The 19287-nt window shown below is 58.8% G+C and carries 13 protein-coding genes; 7 read left to right on the top strand and 6 right to left on the bottom strand.

The annotated features are described in order from the left end of the window. Positions 1-41: 41 nt before the first annotated feature. The 5 genes from CLV83_RS02455 to CLV83_RS02435 all read left to right on the top strand — a co-directional run bounded on the left by CLV83_RS02455 (position 42) and on the right by CLV83_RS02435 (position 7727). The gene (locus tag CLV83_RS02455) at positions 42-968 is read left to right on the top strand and encodes an iron-siderophore ABC transporter substrate-binding protein (RefSeq protein ID WP_132287027.1); all 927 of its coding nucleotides are present in this window, start codon (positions 42-44) and stop codon (positions 966-968) included. Continuing rightward, positions 965-2932: a Fe(3+)-hydroxamate ABC transporter permease FhuB gene (gene fhuB, locus CLV83_RS02450; protein ID WP_132287024.1), complete on the top strand. Its 1968-nt coding sequence runs from the start codon at positions 965-967 to the stop codon at positions 2930-2932. Before CLV83_RS02455 ends, fhuB begins: the two co-directional genes overlap by 4 nt. 50 nt (positions 2933-2982) lie before the next feature. Continuing rightward, the gene (locus CLV83_RS02445; protein ID WP_279387515.1) at positions 2983-4800 is read left to right on the top strand and encodes an ABC transporter ATP-binding protein; all 1818 of its coding nucleotides are present in this window, start codon (positions 2983-2985) and stop codon (positions 4798-4800) included. Positions 4801-4938: 138 nt separating this feature from the next. Further along, a complete protein-coding gene (locus CLV83_RS02440) occupies positions 4939-7065 on the top strand; it encodes a TonB-dependent siderophore receptor (RefSeq protein ID WP_132287021.1) in 2127 nt (708 codons plus the stop codon). Positions 7066-7166: 101 nt separating this feature from the next. Then, positions 7167-7727 (top strand): hypothetical protein, encoded by a 561-nt coding sequence (locus CLV83_RS02435; RefSeq protein WP_132287018.1) that lies wholly within the window; start codon positions 7167-7169, stop codon positions 7725-7727. Positions 7728-7741: 14 nt separating this feature from the next. Here CLV83_RS02435 and CLV83_RS02430 read toward each other — a convergent pair whose 3' ends face one another. From CLV83_RS02430 to CLV83_RS02415, 4 genes are all read right to left on the bottom strand, one after another. Next, on the bottom strand, positions 7742-8626 hold the full coding sequence (locus CLV83_RS02430) for an AEC family transporter (RefSeq protein WP_132287015.1): 885 nt from the start codon (positions 8624-8626) through the stop codon (positions 7742-7744). Between the two features lie 171 nt (positions 8627-8797). After that, entirely contained in the window at positions 8798-9277 is a 480-nt protein-coding gene (locus tag CLV83_RS02425) for a NifB/NifX family molybdenum-iron cluster-binding protein (RefSeq protein WP_132287012.1), read from the bottom strand. A 232-nt stretch (positions 9278-9509) separates the two neighbouring features. Then, on the bottom strand, positions 9510-11219 hold the full coding sequence (locus CLV83_RS02420) for an AMP-binding protein (RefSeq protein WP_279387519.1): 1710 nt from the start codon (positions 11217-11219) through the stop codon (positions 9510-9512). Positions 11220-11430: 211 nt separating this feature from the next. Further along, positions 11431-13074: a S8 family serine peptidase gene (locus tag CLV83_RS02415; protein ID WP_132287009.1), complete on the bottom strand. Its 1644-nt coding sequence runs from the start codon at positions 13072-13074 to the stop codon at positions 11431-11433. 243 nt (positions 13075-13317) lie between these two features. Here CLV83_RS02415 and CLV83_RS02410 point away from each other — a divergent pair, with 243 nt between their 5' ends. Further along, the gene (locus CLV83_RS02410) at positions 13318-15573 is read left to right on the top strand and encodes an arginine/lysine/ornithine decarboxylase (RefSeq protein ID WP_132287006.1); all 2256 of its coding nucleotides are present in this window, start codon (positions 13318-13320) and stop codon (positions 15571-15573) included. Between the two features lie 31 nt (positions 15574-15604). On the opposite strand, the gene CLV83_RS02405 is transcribed toward CLV83_RS02410, so the two are convergent. Both CLV83_RS02405 and CLV83_RS02400 read right to left on the bottom strand, forming a co-directional pair. Further along, on the bottom strand, positions 15605-17344 hold the full coding sequence (locus tag CLV83_RS02405) for a methyl-accepting chemotaxis protein (protein ID WP_165900220.1): 1740 nt from the start codon (positions 17342-17344) through the stop codon (positions 15605-15607). 208 nt (positions 17345-17552) lie between these two features. Continuing rightward, positions 17553-17831 (bottom strand): hypothetical protein, encoded by a 279-nt coding sequence (locus CLV83_RS02400; protein WP_132287000.1) that lies wholly within the window; start codon positions 17829-17831, stop codon positions 17553-17555. Positions 17832-18054: 223 nt separating this feature from the next. On the opposite strand from CLV83_RS02400, the gene CLV83_RS02395 reads away from it, so the two are divergent. Further along, positions 18055-19287 carry an aspartate aminotransferase family protein gene (locus CLV83_RS02395; protein ID WP_132286997.1) on the top strand — a complete coding sequence of 411 codons (1233 nt, stop codon included), beginning with the start codon at positions 18055-18057 and terminating at the stop codon, positions 19285-19287.

The following is a 19287-nucleotide window of genomic DNA, read 5'->3' as shown; positions in this document are numbered from 1 at the left end:
CACCGCGACTGTTTGTTTTACAAGGAGCTACAAGGAATACGATGAAGTCCGCGCTCTCTCTATGTCTGTTCGCACTGTTACTGACGCTGAGCCGAGCCAGCCTCGCAATCGAAATCACCGACAGCACCGGCGTCCACCACTTCGATAAGACGCCGCAACGGGTTATCGCGCTGAGCTGGAACAATGTCGAAAACCTGGTCGAACTGGATATCACGCCGCTGGCCATCGCCGACACCAGTGGCTACAACACCTGGGTTGCGCAACCGGCGCTGCCCGAAAAGGTCGCGGACGTGGGCGTAAGACACCAGCCGAGTCTGGAACGGATCGCGCGTCTGAAGCCGGACCTGATCATCATCGGCTCAACTCAGGGCGCCATGCTGCAAAAGCTCAAACTGATCGCGCCGGTGCTCTATTTCGATGACTTCCACGCCGATCACGATAACGAGGAAAGCGCCCGCAGCACTTTTATTAAGCTCGCACGTCTGTTTGATCGCGAAGAGCTGGCATTGCAGAAGCTGGAAAAGCAGAAAGCAAAACTGAACGCACTGCGCCAGCAGGTAAACGAACACTTCAACGGTGAACCGCCCAGCGTCGATGTCGTGCGCCTGACCAACCTGTCCCATGTCTACATCCACGACAGCAACTCCATGGTCCATGCGGCACTGAGCGCCCTTGGGCTGAAAGAGTCGATTTCATTGCCAGCCTCAACCTGGGGCGTGGGGCTGCGTCCCATGACCCAGCTGACCGAGGTGGAAGGCGTACTGCTGCAGATAGAACCCTTCCCGCTTGAAGACAAGCTGTTCAACCTGCCGTTCTGGGAGGCGATGCCATTCGCCAACGCCCGGCGTCAGGGCTCAGTGGAACCGGCCTGGAGCTACGGCGGCATATCATCCCGTTACTACATGGCCGAGAAACTCACCAAGGCGCTACTTGAGCTACCGACCGATGCGCCGGAGGCCAAGCCATGAACTGCTCTTTAACCCGCGCACTGTTCCTGCCCTGCGCATTGATTCTGGCCGCGCTGCTTCACCTCTGGCTGGGCTCCGAAATTTCAGCCGGCCAACAGGTCAACCTCCTGTTTGGCGCCAAGGCCGAAACGCCTCAGGACTTTCAGTTTCTACAATCGGCCCTGCCGCGCCTGTGCATGGCGCTGATTATCGGCGCAACGCTGGGACTGGCGGGCTCCCTGCTACAGCAGCTGACGCAAAACCGACTGCTGTCACCGATGACTCTTGGTACCTCTTCCGGCGCCTGGCTCTCCCTGCTCATTTTGACGCTACTGGCGCCGCAGTTCGCCAGCGAACATCGCGATCTTGCCGCGCTGATCGGTGCGGGTACCACCACGGTGATCGTCTTTCTGCTCGCCGGTCGCCTGGGATTTTCCGGCTTACCGATTGTGCTCTCCGGCATGGCGATCAACCTGCTTTTCGCGGCCATTGCCGCAGCGCTGATTCTGCTGAACGACCAATACGCCCAGCCGCTGTTTGTCTGGAGCTCTGGCGACCTGGCGCAGGTGAGCTGGGACAAGGTGATCTGGTTGCTACCGCGTCTGTTGTGGCCGCTGCCGCTGCTGTTCCTGGCGCCCAGAGTGCTGACGCTGCTGCGCCTTGGCGAGCAGGGTGCACGGGCACGTGGCATGAACCTGCTGCCGATTTTTGCCCTGTTCCTGCTGCTGGCCCTTTGGTACAGCGCGGTTGCCGTCGCTGCCGCCGGTATCGTTGGCTTTATCGGCCTGTTGACGCCGAACCTGGCACGCATCGCCGGCATGCGCAGGGCGGGCTCGGAACTGGCCATGTCTCCGCTGCTGGGTGCACTGCTGCTCACCGCCACCGACAGCCTGGCGATGTTCGCCTCCCAGGGCGGCATTCTGGTCCCCAGCGGCGCTACCGCGGCACTGATCGGTGCGCCAATGCTGGTGTGGCTGCTGCGCAAGGGTGAAGGCGGACAGATCGAAGAGAAACCCTGGAGTATTCAGCGTGAACCAGGGCGCTTCACCCTGCCCCTGCTGATCCTGTTTGGGCTGGTCAGCGGCGCCGGCGCGATCTTTCTCGATCACCTCCAGGATGGCTGGATGCTGGCAGTGCCGGAACCGATTATCTGGCAGCTGCGCTGGCCCGGCATACTCACCGCCCTGTCTGCCGGTACCGGCCTTGCCGTGGCCGGAGTGATCCTGCAGCGACTGATCCGCAACCCGCTGGCCAGCCCCGATATTCTCGGCATCTCTGCCGGTGCGACGCTGGCGATTATTATCGGCGCGGTCAGTGGCCAGGTGATCAATAGCCCGAGCATGATCGCTAACGCGCTGGCCGGCAGCCTCGGCGTACTGGCTCTGCTTCTACTGCTTAACGCCCGCCAGCAGTTCTCTCCCGGCCGGCTCGCAATGATCGGTATCTCGCTGGCAGCACTGATGGAAGCCTGCCTGCAACTGGTGATGACCCAGGGCGGCGACCGCGCCTTTGCCCTGCTCAGCTGGATGCAGGGTGCCACTTACCTGGTGACCGGCGATAAAGCCCTGATGCTATTTATCGGCTGCATGTTCTGCCTGGGAATCACGCTGTTTGGCGAGCGCGCGCTGACGCTGCTCAGCATCAGTGAAACCGTGGCCCGTGGCCGTGGCCTGGCCACCGGCGCCGCGCGCACCGCTCTGCTCGCCGTGGTCGGCCTGGTCTGCGCACTGGTCACCGCCCTGGTGGGACCCATCGCCTTTATCGGCCTGCTGGCACCGCACCTGGCATCACTGCTTGGTGCCCGCGGCGTGCGTCAGCACCTGCTTTATGCGGCCCTGATCGGCAGCGGCGTGATGCTGCTGTCAGAGGCACTGAGCCGCACGCTGATCCCGCCCAGCACCCTGCCGGTGGGGTCGCTGACCTCGATTATCGGCGGCAGCTACTTTGTTTATCTGCTCTCCCGGCGGCGCTTTGCCAGCGCCTGAGCACCGGATAAATAAGCCCCAAGGGTAGAGCCAGCAAGGATACGGCCCTGATGAATCTGTTTTCGCTGTTTGAACGTTTGACCAACCCTCTGCCGGAACAGGCCGCGGGAACGCCGCCAGACAACCTGGTCGCCTTTGCACGCCAGACCATCCGAGGCTTCGAAAAGCCGCTGCTGGCACTGGGGGCGCTGACGATCTTCCTGGCGATACTGGAAGTCACCCTGTTCAACTTCCTTGGCGACCTGGTGGACTGGCTCGGCACCCGCTCCCGCGATACCTTTTTACAGGACGAGCGCGGCACACTGATCGGCATTTCACTACTGGTGCTGGTTGCGCTGCCGATTGCCGTGCTGCTGCACTCCATGCTGTTTCACCAGACCCTATTTATCAACCACGGCATCTCCGTCACCTGGTCGCTGCACCGCTCGCTGCTGGAGCAGAGCTGGTCCTTTTTCCAGAACGAATTTGCCGGCCGCCTGGCCACCCGGGTAGCGCAGACCTCCGAGGCGATACGGGAATCGGTCCTTAAACTGATGGATGTGCTGCTCTATGTCTGCGTCTATCTCACCGGGATGGCGGCACTGGTGTTTTCCGCCGACTGGCGCCTGTCGCTGCCGCTGCTCGGCTGGTTCGTGCTCTATACCCTGCTGCTCAAGCGCCAGCTGCCGGAACTGAGTCGGCGCGCCAAGGACCAGGCAGAGGCGCACTCCGGGCTGATGGGCCACCTGGTCGACAGCTACACCAACTTCACCACCCTGAGGCTATTCTCCGATACCACTCGTGAAACCCAAGACACCCGCGCGGTGATGCAGCGTTTTCTCGATTCGGTCTATCCGTTGATGCGTCATATCACGCGTCTTAACGTGGGACTCTGGTGGCTTAACGCGCTGCTGATTTTCAGTACCGGTGCGCTGTCGATCTATCTCTGGATGAACGAAAGCATCGGCACAGGCGCCATCGCCATCGCCGTGGCGCTCACCCTGCGAATCAAGTCCATGTCCCAGTTCATCATGTGGGAGGTTTCCAACCTGGCCCGCAACCTGGGTACCGTCCAGGACGGCATCCGGGCCATGTCGAGACCGCTGGAAATTCAGGACGACAGCAACGCCCAGGCGCTTGAGCTCAATGCCGGACAGATCGAGATCGACCAGCTGCGCTTTGCCTACCCTGAACAGCCGCCGCTATTTAACGGGCTCGACCTGCAGATCCGCGCCGGCGAAAAGGTGGGCATTATCGGCCGCTCCGGCGCCGGTAAATCCACCCTGATCCATCTGCTACTGCGTCTGCACGATCCTGAGTCCGGCTGCATCCGGATCGATGACCAGCGTATCGATCAGGTCACCCAGGCAAGCCTGAGGCGAAACATCGGCGTCGTCACACAGGACACCTCCCTGCTTCACCGCAGCATCCGCGACAACCTGCTCTACGGCCGCCCCGACGCCGATGAAAGCAAAATGCGTGAAGCGGCGCGGATGACCCGTATCGACGAGTTCATCGAATCCCTGCCTGACGGCTATGACACCTTGGTCGGCGAACGCGGCGTCAAGCTTTCCGGCGGTCAGCGCCAGCGTATCGCTATCGCCCGGGTACTGATCAAGGACGCGCCGATCCTGATCCTCGATGAAGCCACCTCGGCCCTGGATTCTGAGGTCGAGACCGATATCCAACGTAACCTGGACCAGCTGATGCAAGGCAAAACCGTGGTCGCTATCGCCCACCGGTTGTCTACCATTGCCGCCATGGACCGGCTGATCGTCATGGATGCGGGCCGGATTATCGAACAGGGCACTCATCAGCAGTTGCTGGATCAAGGCGGCCTCTACGCCAAGCTCTGGTCGCATCAGAGTGGCGGTTTTCTGCCGGACTAGCCCGACTCTTTAACTCTTAACGTTAACGCGTGATTCGTAATTCGTAACCCTGCAACAACGCAGGTTACGGACAAACAATAACAACAAGTCAACAAAATAAATGATAATCATTAACTCTATTATTAGCAGGACGCTATAATGAAGATACATCCCTCTTTCCCGGTCTCAGCCCTCACCCTAGCCATCGCAGCACTGATCCACGCACCCTATACCCAGGCTGCCGATCAGCAGGATCACGTCGCCCTGGACACTCTGCAGATAAGCGATACCGCGATCGATGGCGGTCAGAGTACCGAGAACACCTACAGATCAGAGTCTTCCGCTGCCGCCACGCGGCTGCAACTGACGGCGAAGGAAACTCCGCAGACCGTCACCACGGTTACCCGTCAGCAGATGGACGACTTTGGTCTGGATGGCGCCAAGGAGGTGCTGGATGCCACCCCTGGCGTCACCGTTGAAAGGGTGGAAACCGACCGCGCTACCTTCACTGCCCGTGGTTTCGATATCCAGAACTTTCAGCAGGATGGTCTCGGCCTGCCGTTTACCTATGACCTGCTCTACGGCGATATGGACACCGCCATGTACGACCGTATCGAAGTGCTGCGCGGCGCCAACGGCCTGATGACCGGCACCGGCTCACCGTCGGCCACGGTCAACTACGTGCGCAAACGCCCCACCGAAGAGTTTCAGGCGCAGGTCAATGCGCGCTACGGCAGCTGGGATAATCGCCGCATCGACGCCGATGTCAGCGGGGCCCTGAACAAAGCGGGAACGGTGCGCGGCCGACTGGTGGGTGCCCACGACGCCGGCGACTCTTACCTGGACCGCTACAGCCGTGAAAACAACCTGTTTTATGGCGTTGTTGAAGCCGACCTGACCGACTCCACGCTACTCACCATCGGCCACAGCCGCCAGACCGTTCAGCCGGATGCTCCGCTCTGGGGAGCCCTGCCGCTGTTCTACACCGACGGTTCCGCCACCGACTATGACGTTTCCACCAGTACCGCGACCGACTGGGCTTATCTGGATAACACCCGTGAAGAGACTTTTGTGGAGCTGCAGCAACGCTTCGCCAACGGCTGGCAGCTGAAAGCGAACCTGAGCTATATCGAGAGCAGGACCGACGACGCCCTTTTCTATGTCGCCGGTACGCCGAATGCCGCGAACGAGTCCGGACCTTACGCCTATCCCTCGCGCCACGAGCAGGATGACGAACAGCTGCTGGGCGATGTCTATGCCAGCGGTGGTTTTTCACTGGGCGGCAGAGAACATGAAGCCGTGCTTGGCGCCAGCTGGTCTTCAACCGAGTCATCTCAGTTAAACAACTTCGGCCAGGGTATAGGCACCCCTCTCGACTGGGGCGATAGGTGGGACGGCAACTATCCAAAGCCCAGCTTTGATGCCAGACAGTCAGCCAGCAGCTGGAAAGACTGGACCCGCAGCGTATACGCCGCCGGCCGCTTCAGCCTGACCGATCAGCTGAACCTGATCGGTGGCGCGCGCTACACATCCCTGCGCACCAAAGGCGACGCCTACAGCGCAAACCAAGACCGCGGCGACAGTGAACTGACACCCTACGCCGGGCTGGTGTATGACCTGACCGAGCGCCATTCGGTTTACGCCAGCTACACCGAGATTTTCCGTCCTCAGAGCGAAACCGATGAAGCCGGCTCACGTCTCGACCCGGTCATGGGCGATGCCTATGAAGTCGGCCTGAAAAGCACCTGGCTGGATGGCAAACTGGAGACCGGCGCCGCCCTGTTCACCGCGAAACAGTCGGACCTGGCGACCTCCGGTGGCCGCCGCGCCGACAACACCACTTTCTACGTGGGTGAAGACACCGAGAGCCGCGGCTTTGAGCTCACCCTGGCCGGTGAACTGGCGCCACGCTGGCACGCCACCGCCGGTTTTACCTACGTACAGATCGAGGATGATCAGGGCGACGCAATACGCACCTTCATTCCGGCACGCCAGCTGAAACTGGCCACCACCTATCAGCCCGCCGCCCTGCCACAGATGAAGATGGGCGCCAGTGTCAGGTGGCAGGACGATATCAAGCGCGAACAGGCTGCCGGCATCACCACCACCCAGGACGCCTACGCCCTGGTGGATCTGATGGCCTCCTACCGTTTCAGCGAAAATCTCAGCGCCCAGTTGAATCTGAAAAACCTGACAGATGAGAAGTACCTGAACTCGCTGTACAGCACGCAGAGCTACTACGGCGAGCCCCGCAACGCCAGCCTGAGTGTGAGCTGGAAGTACTGATCGGCGCGACCTGCTCCCTGAAGAGGCATCCCCTGCGGGATGCCTCTTGCCCGGGCCTCGGTTAGAATGGCCCCTCAACTCATCTGACAGGGAAACAAGGAATGCGCGTATTCACCCGGGCCCGCGGCCTTTCCGTCGCTTTTGCCACGTTAATGCTCGCCGGCTGCGAGTCCATCCCCATGCCGTTTATGGGCGGTGAAGAATCCGACGCGCCCGTAACCCCGCGCGCTGCCGAAGTAGAGAAAGAGACGAAAAAGCCGGAGCTGAGTCGCAACGAAAAGATCGCCCGCGGCCTGAGCGAAGAGCTGGACTGGTTCCCGGACCTGGAACAACCGCTGGCACAACTGGAAAGCCAGTTCGCCGCAGAATCCTCCCCCGAAGCGCGCAATGAAACGCTCTCCAGCGTTGCTTACCTGTACGATACCCAGCTGTTTGTCCTGTTCCAGGATATGCTCGACTTCCTGCCCCGTGATGCCCGGGTCAAGGAGCTCACGGAGCAGAATGCCTGGCTTGACCGTCGCCGTTCGGCGATGACCCGTGCATTCCTTCAGTTTGACGATGAAAACGAGGCCCGCATTGCCGCCGGCCAGGCGTTTATCGAAGCGACCCAGGCACGTATCGAAGAGATCGAGCAAAAGCGCGACCTGATCATCATCAAGTAACGCCCTCCAGCAAGCTACAACCAGAAATGGGCCAGGATGCCGACCACCACAAAGGAGGCCGGCATCGATAGCAGAATCAAACCTGCCACCCGTTCGGTGGGTCCTTCGTAACGCACGGTCAGGATATAACTGATCACTGCCACCGGCATCACCGCCTGAATCATCAGCACCCGCGCATCCAGCTCATTGAGCCTCAGCAGCCAGATCACTGCCAGCGCACTGATCAGCCCGACCAGCGGGCGATAGGCCGACATCAGCAGCAACGGCGTCCACTGAGTAGAGCGCCCAAGCTTCAAAGCCGCCAGCGAACGCCCCAGCAACAGCAGCATGATCGGCAGGGTCATCCCACCCACCATATCCAGGGTGCGCATCACAAACTCCGGTGGTTGCACCTCAAAACCCAGCAACACAGCGGCCAGTACCAGCGCCAGCGCCGGTGCGTTGCGCAGCAGCTGACGCGGCGCAAAGCTGCCCGACATCACCGACACACCCAGGGTGAAATGGCTGATGGTCACCACCGATGACACCACTACCGCCACCGCCAGCGCGTCCTCGCCGAGCAGCGCGTAGGAGACCGGTATTCCCAGGTTGCCCGTATTCGGGTTGACCAGGACCGAGAGATAGCGCCGCACCGACTGGCCGCAAAGTCGCAGCACCGGCCAGGTAATCAGCGCAGACAAGGCCAGAGTCGCCACCATCGCCAGCAGAATCCGCCCCATGCCAGAGAGGTCCATCTCCATGCTCAGCAGTGAATGCAGCAAAAGCGCGGGCAGGCCAATATTGGTGACCATGGCGCCCAGGGAGGGATTATTGAGCCATTCAGTTTTGCGGCTGAGCAGTGCGCCTAAAGCGGCGATCAGAATGACCGGCAGAATCGGGACGAGGAAGGCTTGGAACATGGGGTGGGTGTATCCTTACAGGCTGAACAACAGAGGAGGAACTACGGGATAACGAGTTGTATCTGGGCCAGGCAAAGCGCCAGCCCGCATAGACCGGCACCTCGGCCCGTTCCTCCACGCCGTCAGGGCGGCGTCACAAGCTCTGCATTATGCGCCTATACCGACCGTATTTCAGCCTTCCCAGCCCTCATCTTCCATCAGGTCAAAGCGGTCATCACCGCCACCCGCCTTGCGCTTGAGGATATTCGCCAGCCAGAATTCCGGGGAGTCACTGGCCAGATCTGCCTGCAGCGACTCAACAAGCTCCTCCACATCCGGACCGCCCTTCACCTTGATCGGGTTAATGCCCAGGGTCACCAGCTGGCGAGTGGCCGAACCGCCTATTGAGCCGCAATAGACCACATCGGCACCCACCAGCCAGGCCATCTTCGGTTTGAGCTTGTCTTCGTTACCGTCCTTTTTCTCATAGCCAAAATCATGACTGGCGATCAGCTCGGCACTCTCTGCGGTTATCGCCCAAGTATAAAACGCTTGGGCGGAGCCAAAGTGCTGGTCCACCATCTCTCCATCCTGGGACGCGAAGGCCACAATCAGTGCCTGAGGATCACTGACCGCATCGGCCACGCACTGGAAGCTGATATCTGTGCTCATATCTATCTCCTAGCAGAGGGCTTCCGACACTGGCCGGAGGCGGGTGTACGGGCTGCTCGACCAACCCGTTTACACCAGCATTGCAAACGCCACACCAGACGAAAGCCCCGAGATAAGAAGCTAGAATTCAGCGAGTTACAGCACCGGGCATGCACAAGGAGAGAAGTCAAACCGGCACCGGCCCCAGAGTTGTCGCAAAGACGACAATCCGGCGACCGGTCCGTCTGGATGCTCAGGCGCTGCGGCGACTTTCAGTGGTACCGGTCGTATCCGCCGCAGGCGGGGCATCACGCAGATGGCGGCGGATCACCTTACCCACCGGTGACTTGGGCAGCTCTGTGACCAGCTCCACCTCCCGCGGTACCTTGTACGCGGTCAGATGGCGGCGGCACCACTCCCGGATAGCCGCACGGTCAAGCGATGCAGAGTTACTCACCACAAAGAGCTTCACCCGTTCGCCACTGTCAGGATCGGGCACACCGATGGCGGCGCATTCGACGACCTCAGGATGTGCACAGACCACATCCTCCACTTCGTTGGGATACACATTAAACCCGGAGACGATGATCAGATCTTTGGCCCGGTCGACGATACGCAGGTAACCGTCACTCTGCTGTACGGCGATATCACCGGTCTTCAACCAACCGTCATCGGTGATCGTCTCGTGGGTCTCCTCCTCACGCTGCCAGTAACCTGCCATCACCTGCGGCCCACGCACACAGAGCATACCGGGCACGCCATCGGCCACCTGCCGGCCCTCTTCATCCACCACTTTAACTTCGGTATGCGGCAGAGCCAGTCCGATAGTACCCGGCTGAATCGCATGACGCGGGTTGATCGCCACCGCCGGGGACGCTTCGGTCAAACCATAAGCCTCCATGATCGGGCAGCCGGTCACCTTCTCCCAGCGATTGGCCGCGTCCCGTGTCAGCGCCATGCCACCCGACAAGGTCAGCTCCAGGCGACTGAAGTCCAGCTGCCTGAAGGTCTCGCGGTTACACAGAGCGTTAAACAGCGTATTCAGCCCCATAAACGCCGTCATCGGCCAGTGCGCTATTTCCCGCACCAGGGAATCTATATCGCGAGGATTGGCCACCAACACGCAGTGTCCGCCCGAGGCCATGATGATCTGCGATACGGTAAAGGCATAGATATGGTAGAGCGGCAGCGGCAGCAGCACGTTCTCCGCCCAGCCACTGCCTTGGCTGTTAATGAAGTCGTAGCCCTGCATCAGGTTGGCGAGCAGGTTTCCCTGAGTCAGCATCGCGCCCTTGGCAACACCGGTGGTGCCGCCGGTGTACTGCAGCACTGCCAGATCGTGCAGGCCCGGTTTTACCGGTGTCGGCCTTTCACCCAGGTGCTCAAGCAGCACATCCCTCAGCCCCAGCGCGCCCGGCAGATAAAAGTCCGGCTCAAGGTGTTTGATGTACTTGATCGCCGCATTAAGCAGTGTGCGTTTTACAAAGCCGTGCAGATCGCCCACCTGAGTAACAAAAAGATGGTTTAGCTGGGTGCGCTCCAGTATCGCCTCTGCCTTATGCGCCATGCTTTTGTGAATCACCAGCGCACGGGCGCCGGAATCGGCGAACTGATGCGCCATCTCTTCAGCGGTATAAAGCGGATTGGTATTGACTACCACCAGACCGGCCCGCAGTGCACCGAACAGCACTACCGGATACTGAATCAGGTTGGGCAGCTGGATAGCGATACGGTCACCGGGACTAAGGTCGGTATGACGCTGGATATAGACGGCAAAGGAAGCTGAAAGACGCTCTAGCTCGGCATAGCTGAGAGTACGGCCAAAACTGGTGAACGCGGGTTTATCGGCGTAGCGGGCGCAGGTGCGCTCGAAGAAATCAACGAGGTTGGCGTAAGCCCAGCGGTTCAACCCCGCCGGCAAGGTAGAGTAGGAAGTTGCATAGGGATTGATACTGCCCATCATCACGGCGCCCTCCGGTTTCTTATTGTTTTGGGCGGTAAATTGGCCTGACGGCCTGTTGCTTAAAGCTTAGCTTGTGACGCCTGACTGTCACTGTCGACAAGGGCTTTTTGCAGAAATAAAAAACGCCGAAGCACAAACCCCGGCGTTTTGAGAGAACCATTAAATTAGAGCCACTTGGATGAGAGCCGCTAAGCCCGACAACGAGACCTGATCAGCCGTTATCCGGCTCCCCGTCGCAGTCATTATCGAGACCATCCCGGCCCCAACGACCACCCTTATCGGGGTGTCCGGGGTAGATATCGGAAGTGGTGTCATCACAATCACCACCGCCGGTGGCTACAGAGCAGTAACCATCTCCATCCGCATCGATACAGCCCGCACTTGGATTAACCACAAGCACTGTCTGTACGACGGAGTCAGAAGCACCCTCGTTATCCAGTACCGTCAACCTGACATCGTAGCTATCCGCCGCCGAATAGTCGTGGCTGGGCGCAGCAACGTTATCGGTAGCACCATCACCAAAATCCCAGGCGTACTCAACGATACTGCCATCGTAATCTTGCGAGGTGGAGGTGAACTCACATCGCAGGTCCACGCAAGCGTATTCAAACAGAGCCTGAGGAGCGCTGTTACCGGACACACTGGAACCACCTCCGAGTGCATCAGCGACCTGAATCAGACCATCGCCAAAGGTGGAATCATACCCCCTGGCACCAAGATCCAGAGCCGAGCCGCGCAGCCTGTCGAGCACCTGCGACGGACTCAGATTCGGCTCGTCTGCAAGCAGAATAGCGGCCGCAGCCGCTACATGGGGCGAAGCCATGGATGTACCCTGGTAAAAGTAGTAACCCCACTCCGTACCAGAGTAAACCTCCTGGAGAATGCCATCGGCAAACCCGTCCGCGTTCAGATCCTGATTATTGTTACCGCCAGGCGCAACAATATTGAGGCCGGCGCCCTGATTAGAGTAAGGAGCGATAGCATCATCGTAGCCAGTGGCGCCCACGGCGATGGTATTGGCGTTTATGGCCGGGTAGGAAACATTGCGTTTAAAGCCGTCGTTTCCGGCGGCGGCAACCACCACCACATTGTTCGTAAACGCATATTCCAGCGCGGGATCGACGATGGGGTCGCCGGTAATGCGGGCGCGGGCACTCACCCCAAGGCTCATATTGATTACCTTGGCGCCATTATCCACCGCGTAACGGATGCCCTCGGCGATATCGGCCATACCACCGGAACCTGAGTCACTCAGCACCTTCACCGGCAGAATGCAGGCACCGTATGCGAGCCCCACGACACCCACCGCATTATTGGTTTTCTGGGCGATAGTTCCGCTGACATGCGTGCCATGACCGTTACCATCGAACGCATCACTGTCCTGGTTGACGATATCGTTGTCCGGCGGATTAACCACGCAGCCGATCCCATCTGCCCCTCCGGGATTCAGGCCGGTATCGAGAACCGCTACAACAATCCCCGCTCCCGTAGATACCTCCCAAGCGGTTTGAGCCTGGATGCGCTCCATATTCCATTGGTAGGAAGCAAAGGGGTCATTCGTTGCGGCAAACGCCTGCACCCGCGTATTGAGCATCGCCTTACGGCCCAGACGCCGCTCCCGCGCCAGTGCGGCAAGCTCTTCCCCCGGCTCGACCGCAAGTACGGTCAATCCGGACAAGGGCAAATACTTGATCACCTCTGAACGGGGATATCGCTTGGAATCTTCATCGACGACGATCTGCCCTCGGATAAAGGGCGCTTTGGCATTTTCCGCGGCAGCTCGCTCAGGAGCGGCAAAGGCAAGGGTGGAACATCCCAGTAAAAACACACTTACCAGCCGAGCAACAACATTCATACCGGCCTCTCATACTGTCTAGTTTTTGTTATTGAACAGGGGCAAACCCTGGAGATCGAGACATCTGGCTGCAGCTGATGCTCAATCATCCGCTTTCAGCATAGTTCAGTGTCAATACCTACCGATAGGTAGATTTCATTTATACTTCACTAACGCGCTGTTACACTAGTCCGCGCGTGCCACCCCCCCGCTGAAAGGGGCCTCGGGCAGCAATCAACTCATATGCAGATACAGGCAAAGTGGATGAAATTTCGTTTCCCCGTTGTCATCATCGATGAAGATTTTCGTGCCGAGAACATCTCGGGCTCCGGCGTTCGCGACCTGGCCGAGGCCATAAAAAATGAGGGTATGGAGGTAGTCGGCTTTACCAGCTACGGCGACCTCACCTCCTTCGCTCAGCAGGCCAGCCGTGCCTCCTGTTTTATCCTTTCCATCGACGATGAAGAGTTCGGCGGCGGTACCGACGAGGACATCAGCATTGCGCTGAAGTCGGTACGCGATTTCATCGTCGAAGTGCGCAAGCGCAATAACGATATTCCGATTTTCCTCTACGGCGAAACCCGCACTTCGCGCCATATCCCCAACGATATTCTGCGCGAGCTGCACGGCTTCATCCATATGTTCGAGGACACACCGGAGTTTGTCGCCCGCCACATCATTCGCGAGGCGCGCAAATATCTGGAAAACCTGGCACCGCCCTTCTTCCGTGCGCTGATGGACTATGCCAGTGATTCCTCCTACTCCTGGCACTGCCCGGGGCACTCCGGTGGCGTCGCGTTTCTGAAAAGCCCGGTGGGCCAGATGTTCCACCAGTTCTTCGGTGAAAACATGCTGCGTGCCGACGTCTGCAACGCCGTCGATGAGCTGGGCCAGCTGCTCGATCACACCGGTCCTGTCTCCAGCAGCGAAGCGAACGCGGCACGTATTTTCAACAGCGACCACCTGTTCTTCGTCACCAACGGCACCTCGACCTCCAACAAGGTGGTCTGGCACTCTACCGTGGCGCCGGGCGATATCGTGGTGGTCGACCGTAACTGCCATAAATCGATTCTGCACTCGATTATCATGACCGGTGCGGTACCGGTATTCCTGATGCCGACCCGCAACCACTACGGCATTATCGGTCCGATCCCGAAAAGCGAGTTCGATCCGGAAACCATCCGCAAGAAGATCGAGGCCAACCCCTTTGCCCGCGAAGCAAAGAACAAAAAGCCGCGTATTCTGACGATCACCCAGAGCACCTACGACGGCATCCTCTACAACGTGGAAACCATCAAGGGAATGCTCGGCAACAGCATCGATACGCTGCACTTTGATGAAGCCTGGCTGCCGCACGCCACCTTCCACCCGTTCTACCGCAACATGCACGCCATCGGCGAGGGACGCCCACGCTCCGACGAGACCCTGGTGTTCGCGACCCAATCGACCCACAAGCTACTGGCGGGCCTGTCCCAGGCATCACAGATTCTTGTGCAGGACGGCACCAACCGTAAGCTGGATACGCACCGCTTCAACGAGTCCTATCTGATGCATTCGTCCACCAGCCCGCAGTATTCCATCATCGCTTCCTGCGATGTGGCAGCTGCAATGATGGAGCCTCCGGGCGGTAAGGCGCTCGTCGAAGAGTCACTGCACGAAGCGATCGAATTCCGCCGTGCCATGCTCAAGGTGGACGCCGAGTTCGGCAAGGATGACTGGTGGTTCAAGGTCTGGGGACCGGCACCGAAGTCGGACGAAGGCGTCGGCGATCGTGACGACTGGGTTATCCATGAGGATGACACCTGGCACGGTTTCGGCAAGATCGAGTCCGGTTTCAATATGCTCGACCCGATCAAGTCCACCATCATCACCCCGGGGCTGGATCTGGACGGCGAATTTGCCGATGACGGCATTCCCGCCGCCATCGTCAGCAAATACCTGGCTGAGCACGGCATCATTATCGAAAAGACCGGGCTCTACTCGTTCTTCATCATGTTCACCATCGGCATCACCAAAGGCCGCTGGAACTCCATGGTGACCGAACTCCAGCAGTTCAAGGACGATTACGACCATAACCTGCCGATGTGGCGTGTTATGCCGGAATTTGCCGCCAAGTTCCCGCAGTATGAACGCGTCGGCCTGCGTGACCTGTGTAGCGCCATCCACAACGTGTACAAGGAGTACAATGTGGCGCGGATCACCACTGACATGTACCTCTCCAACATCGAACCGGCGATGACACCGGCCGATGCCTGGGCGAAGATGGCACATCGTGACGTGGAACGGGTGTCGATCGATGAACTGGAAGGCCGTGTCACCGCGATGCTGGTGACCCCCTACCCGCCAGGCATCCCTCTGCTGGTGCCGGGTGAGCGCTTCAACAGCACCATCATTGATTACCTGAAGTTCGCCCGCGACTTCAACTCACGCTTCCCGGGCTTCGAAACCGATGTCCACGGTCTCGTGCGTGAAACCATCGATGGCGAAGAGCGTTACTTCGTTGACGTGGTCAAGGACTGACTGCTCAACTGAATAGTGAGCGCCGGGCACTTCAGCCCGCCTGGACACGATCCTCAATGGTGTTCAGGCGGGCCACTATCTGTGCGGAAATCAGCGACACCTGATCGTAAATCGCTTCGGCTCCACCACGCTCACCTTTTGCAACCCGATCTATAGCCTCCCGCACCAGCGCGTGCAGCTCTTCATGGGGCTTTTCGATCGCCCTCATCTCTTCAATATCGGCGTATTTTTCCAGCCCTTCCGCGTAATACCACTTGCCGAATGCGCAGTCATGATGCGATACGGCCTCCTCACGCTTAAGGCTGGCCTGGCCATCCAGGAAACGCCGCAACCGCACCTTCCAGTTGAGATGTGCCGCCTTGGCCGCGCTCAGGTCGACACCGTTGACACTGGTCTTGAACCGGGCGAGCTCCTCCATCAGCTTATGGATATGCCCGGTAATATTGCCGGTGGCATCCACGGTCTGCTCCGCAAACACCGCCGTGCGGCGCGAACCATCCGAGATACTCAAAATATTGCGATCCATATCCTGAGCCACCTCGCTCTGCTCTTCGGCAGCGGCGGCGATCTGGTTGTTCATATCAACCACCACAGACATGGAACCGACGATCACCTCCAGCGCCTCATGGGTGCGCCCGGCATCCTCGGCAGTGCGGCTCGCAGCGGTGCGGGTTTTCTCCATCGAAGCCACTGCGGAGCTGGCACCTTTCTCAAGACGCTCGACGATCTCACGGATACTGGCCACAGACTCCTGAGTACGCTGCGCCAGTGAACGCACCTCATCGGCCACCACTGCAAAGCCGCGCCCCTGCTCTCCGGCCCTTGCCGCTTCAATAGCCGCATTCAGCGCGAGCAGGTTAGTCTGCTCGGCGATGCCGGTAATCGTGCCAAGGATCTTGGATACTTCCCCGGAATCCTCGGCCAAAGCGCCAATCACCTCACTGGAAGCGTCCACGGTCGCCACCACATCATCAATACTGCTGACGGTGTGACGCATTAACGACTGACCTTCGCCCGCTGAGCTGCTGGCCTGTTCCACCGCTTCCGCCGCATGGGCAGCATTCCTGGCGACCTCCTGCACGGTTGCCGCCATCTCATTGATCGCCGTCGCCACCTGCTCGATAGAGGACTGCTGCTCACGCACACCACGGTTGGTATCACCCAGGGTAGAGATCACCTGGTCGGCCGTGGTGTTGACCCGGCTCGAGGTCATGGTGACCGCATGCAGCAAGCGGCCGATCTGTAGAACAATATCGTTGTAAGCGGTGTAGTTCTGGCCGATCTCGTTATCCGGATTATCCACTTCTATAGGGGTCGAAAAGTCATGTTTGCTGAGCAGACGCAGGTGATCGCGCAGATTGGATACCTGACGCATCATTACGGTCAGGCCAAACACACGACCGCAAATCACCAGTAGCAAAAGTACTGCAGTCACGAGCACCACCATCAGTTGCGCCTGATCGGTGAAAGCTGCCTGTTGTGCCAGTAACCCGGCCTGGTGTTCAAAAACCAGCTGTAACGCCTGAGGTGAAACAGTTTCTAGCGCCAGCGTCTCACGCAGTTCCGCGCTGGCACCGACCAGACTGCTCTGCTGCTGATCCAGAGAAATCCAGGCATAGGCTGCAAGCAATAGAATCAAGGCAAGGCTGATGAGATAGGAAAACAGAAACTGTGCACCGAGCGTCCGCATGCCACATTTCGACAACAGGCTCTCGATAGATTTACCGACCCGGTATCGAAAACCGCGCACGTAGACTGGAGCTGAAGCCATCTGCAGATACCTCACTGTACTTAAAGAAAGACACATTAAGGAGAGATATCTTATAAAGACTATTCTGATGCAAGCATTTAAAAGGGGGATAGGAGGAATTGTTGCGTCTAACTGATATCTATCAGTTTCTGGGGTGCACTGGCCACCACCGGCTAGCTAATGGCACCTGCGATCTGGCTGATCGCAGGTCGAAAAACAGATCCAGGGATCAGCTCTCTGTCGGCTCTTCTTTTTCTTTTTTCTCGACAGCCTGCTTCAACGCCTTGCGCTCAGATTTACTGAGCCACTTGTCGATCCACTCCTCAATCTGGGAACGCTTCGAGGAGGTTTTGCACCAATCCTTATAGGCCTTTACATGTTTCTTGCTAACTCCGGGTTTGCCATCATCCTTCTCGGCGATGCACTTTTCGGGGAACAGCGGATTGTTGGCAAACTGGCGATCGACCCACCAGCCGACGATTCCTTTATCACCCTTGCTCAACTTCATTGGATAACCTCAGTTGAATTAAATATTGCGCGGCGAATTCTAACGCCAAAAATCGACATTTATGTGACAGTTTGATTAAAGCCAACAGCAACATTGTGTTCACCATGTAAGCATCAACGTCCGCTCCGTCAGCCAAATGATGCATCGCCGATGCGCGCCATTCTGGACGAATACCACTTCGCGTTCATACTCATGTAAGGACAGCTCAAATAAGAGGTCTAACATGAGCGATCAGATTTCCAGGGCAACTTTCGACCAGGTCATGGTGCCTTGCTATGCACCCGCGGATCTCATTCCGGTGCGGGGAGAGGGTTCCCGGCTCTGGGATCAACAGGGCCGAGAGTATGTCGATCTGGCCGGCGGTATCGCCGTAAACTGTCTGGGACACCGACACCCGGCGCTGATGCAGGCACTGCAGGAGCAGGCCGACCGCGTCTGGCACCTGAGCAATGTGTTCACCAACGAACCCGCACTTGCATTGGCGAACCGGCTTACCGAACTGACCTTTGCCGAGCAGGTGTTCTTCGCCAACTCCGGCGCCGAAGCCAATGAAGCAGCATTCAAGCTGGCACGTAAGTATGCGTATGATCATGCCGGCCACGACAGCGGTAAACACGAAATCATCTCGTTCAACGGCAGCTTTCATGGTCGTACACTGTTCACCGTCAGTGTCGGCGGTCAGCTGAAGTACCGTCAGGGATTTGAGCCTGTACCTGCTGGCATCACCCACCTGCCATACAATGACGTTGCGGCGCTGGAACGTGCCGTCAGCGATAAAACCTGCGCCGTTGTCATGGAACCGGTATTAGGCGAAGGCGGCGTTATCCCCGCCAAAGCCGAGTTCGCGCAACTGGCCCGTACCCTCTGTGATCGCCACAACGCGCTGCTGATATTCGATGAGGTACAAACCGGTGCCGGACGCACTGGGGCGCTCTACGCCTATCAGGAACTCGGCGTCACCCCGGATATTCTTACCTCTGCCAAGGGGCTGGGCGGTGGTTTTCCCATTGGCGCTATGCTGACCAGCCGGAAAGTCGCGGCCAGTTTTGGCGTAGGCACCCACGGCACTACCTACGGCGGTAATCCGCTGGCCTGTGCCGTGGCGCTGGCCGTTATGAACACACTCGACGATCCGGAGCTCATGGCGGGTGTGAAACGTAAATCTGAGCTTTTCCGTTCCGAGCTGAACGCACTGAATCTGCGTCATGGCTTCTTCAGCGAGATCCGTGGTAGCGGTCTTCTGTTGGGTGCCGAGCTATCCCATACCTGGAAAGGACAGGCTCGACGCGTGCTAGAAGCAACCCGTAACCAGGGCCTGATGCTGCTGATGGCCGGCCCCGATGTGATCCGCCTGACCCCTTCACTGATTATTCCGGACGCCGACATCCAGGAGGCGATCACCCGTTTTGACCGGGCATTGGACGATCTGGTTGCGGAGGGGCCGACGGGGAGCTGA

Origin of the sequence: Marinobacterium mangrovicola (genome assembly GCF_004339595.1) — a bacterium.
Lineage (GTDB): Bacteria > Pseudomonadota > Gammaproteobacteria > Pseudomonadales > Balneatricaceae > Marinobacterium_D > Marinobacterium_D mangrovicola.
The sequence above is the reverse complement of the archived record's forward strand: the minus strand, read 5'-3'. Positions and strand labels throughout refer to the sequence as shown.

Bases quoted from the DNA above. Each gene is read 5' to 3' on its own strand.
- CLV83_RS02415 (WP_132287009.1), bottom strand. From the start codon at position 13,074: ATGAATGTTGTTGCTCGGCTGGTAAGTGTGTTTTTACTGGGATGTTCC.
- CLV83_RS02405 (WP_165900220.1), bottom strand. From the start codon at position 17,344: ATGGCTTCAGCTCCAGTCTACGTGCGCGGTTTTCGATACCGGGTCGGT.
- CLV83_RS02420 (WP_279387519.1), bottom strand. From the start codon at position 11,219: ATGATGGGCAGTATCAATCCCTATGCAACTTCCTACTCTACCTTGCCG.
- CLV83_RS02410 (WP_132287006.1), top strand. From the start codon at position 13,318: ATGAAATTTCGTTTCCCCGTTGTCATCATCGATGAAGATTTTCGTGCC.
- CLV83_RS02425 (WP_132287012.1), bottom strand. From the start codon at position 9,277: ATGAGCACAGATATCAGCTTCCAGTGCGTGGCCGATGCGGTCAGTGAT.
- CLV83_RS02455 (WP_132287027.1), top strand. From the start codon at position 42: ATGAAGTCCGCGCTCTCTCTATGTCTGTTCGCACTGTTACTGACGCTG.
- CLV83_RS02435 (WP_132287018.1), top strand. From the start codon at position 7,167: ATGCGCGTATTCACCCGGGCCCGCGGCCTTTCCGTCGCTTTTGCCACG.
- CLV83_RS02445 (WP_279387515.1), top strand. From the start codon at position 2,983: ATGAATCTGTTTTCGCTGTTTGAACGTTTGACCAACCCTCTGCCGGAA.
- CLV83_RS02440 (WP_132287021.1), top strand. From the start codon at position 4,939: ATGAAGATACATCCCTCTTTCCCGGTCTCAGCCCTCACCCTAGCCATC.
- CLV83_RS02430 (WP_132287015.1), bottom strand. From the start codon at position 8,626: ATGTTCCAAGCCTTCCTCGTCCCGATTCTGCCGGTCATTCTGATCGCC.
- fhuB (WP_132287024.1), top strand. From the start codon at position 965: ATGAACTGCTCTTTAACCCGCGCACTGTTCCTGCCCTGCGCATTGATT.
- CLV83_RS02395 (WP_132286997.1), top strand. From the start codon at position 18,055: ATGAGCGATCAGATTTCCAGGGCAACTTTCGACCAGGTCATGGTGCCT.
- CLV83_RS02400 (WP_132287000.1), bottom strand. From the start codon at position 17,831: ATGAAGTTGAGCAAGGGTGATAAAGGAATCGTCGGCTGGTGGGTCGAT.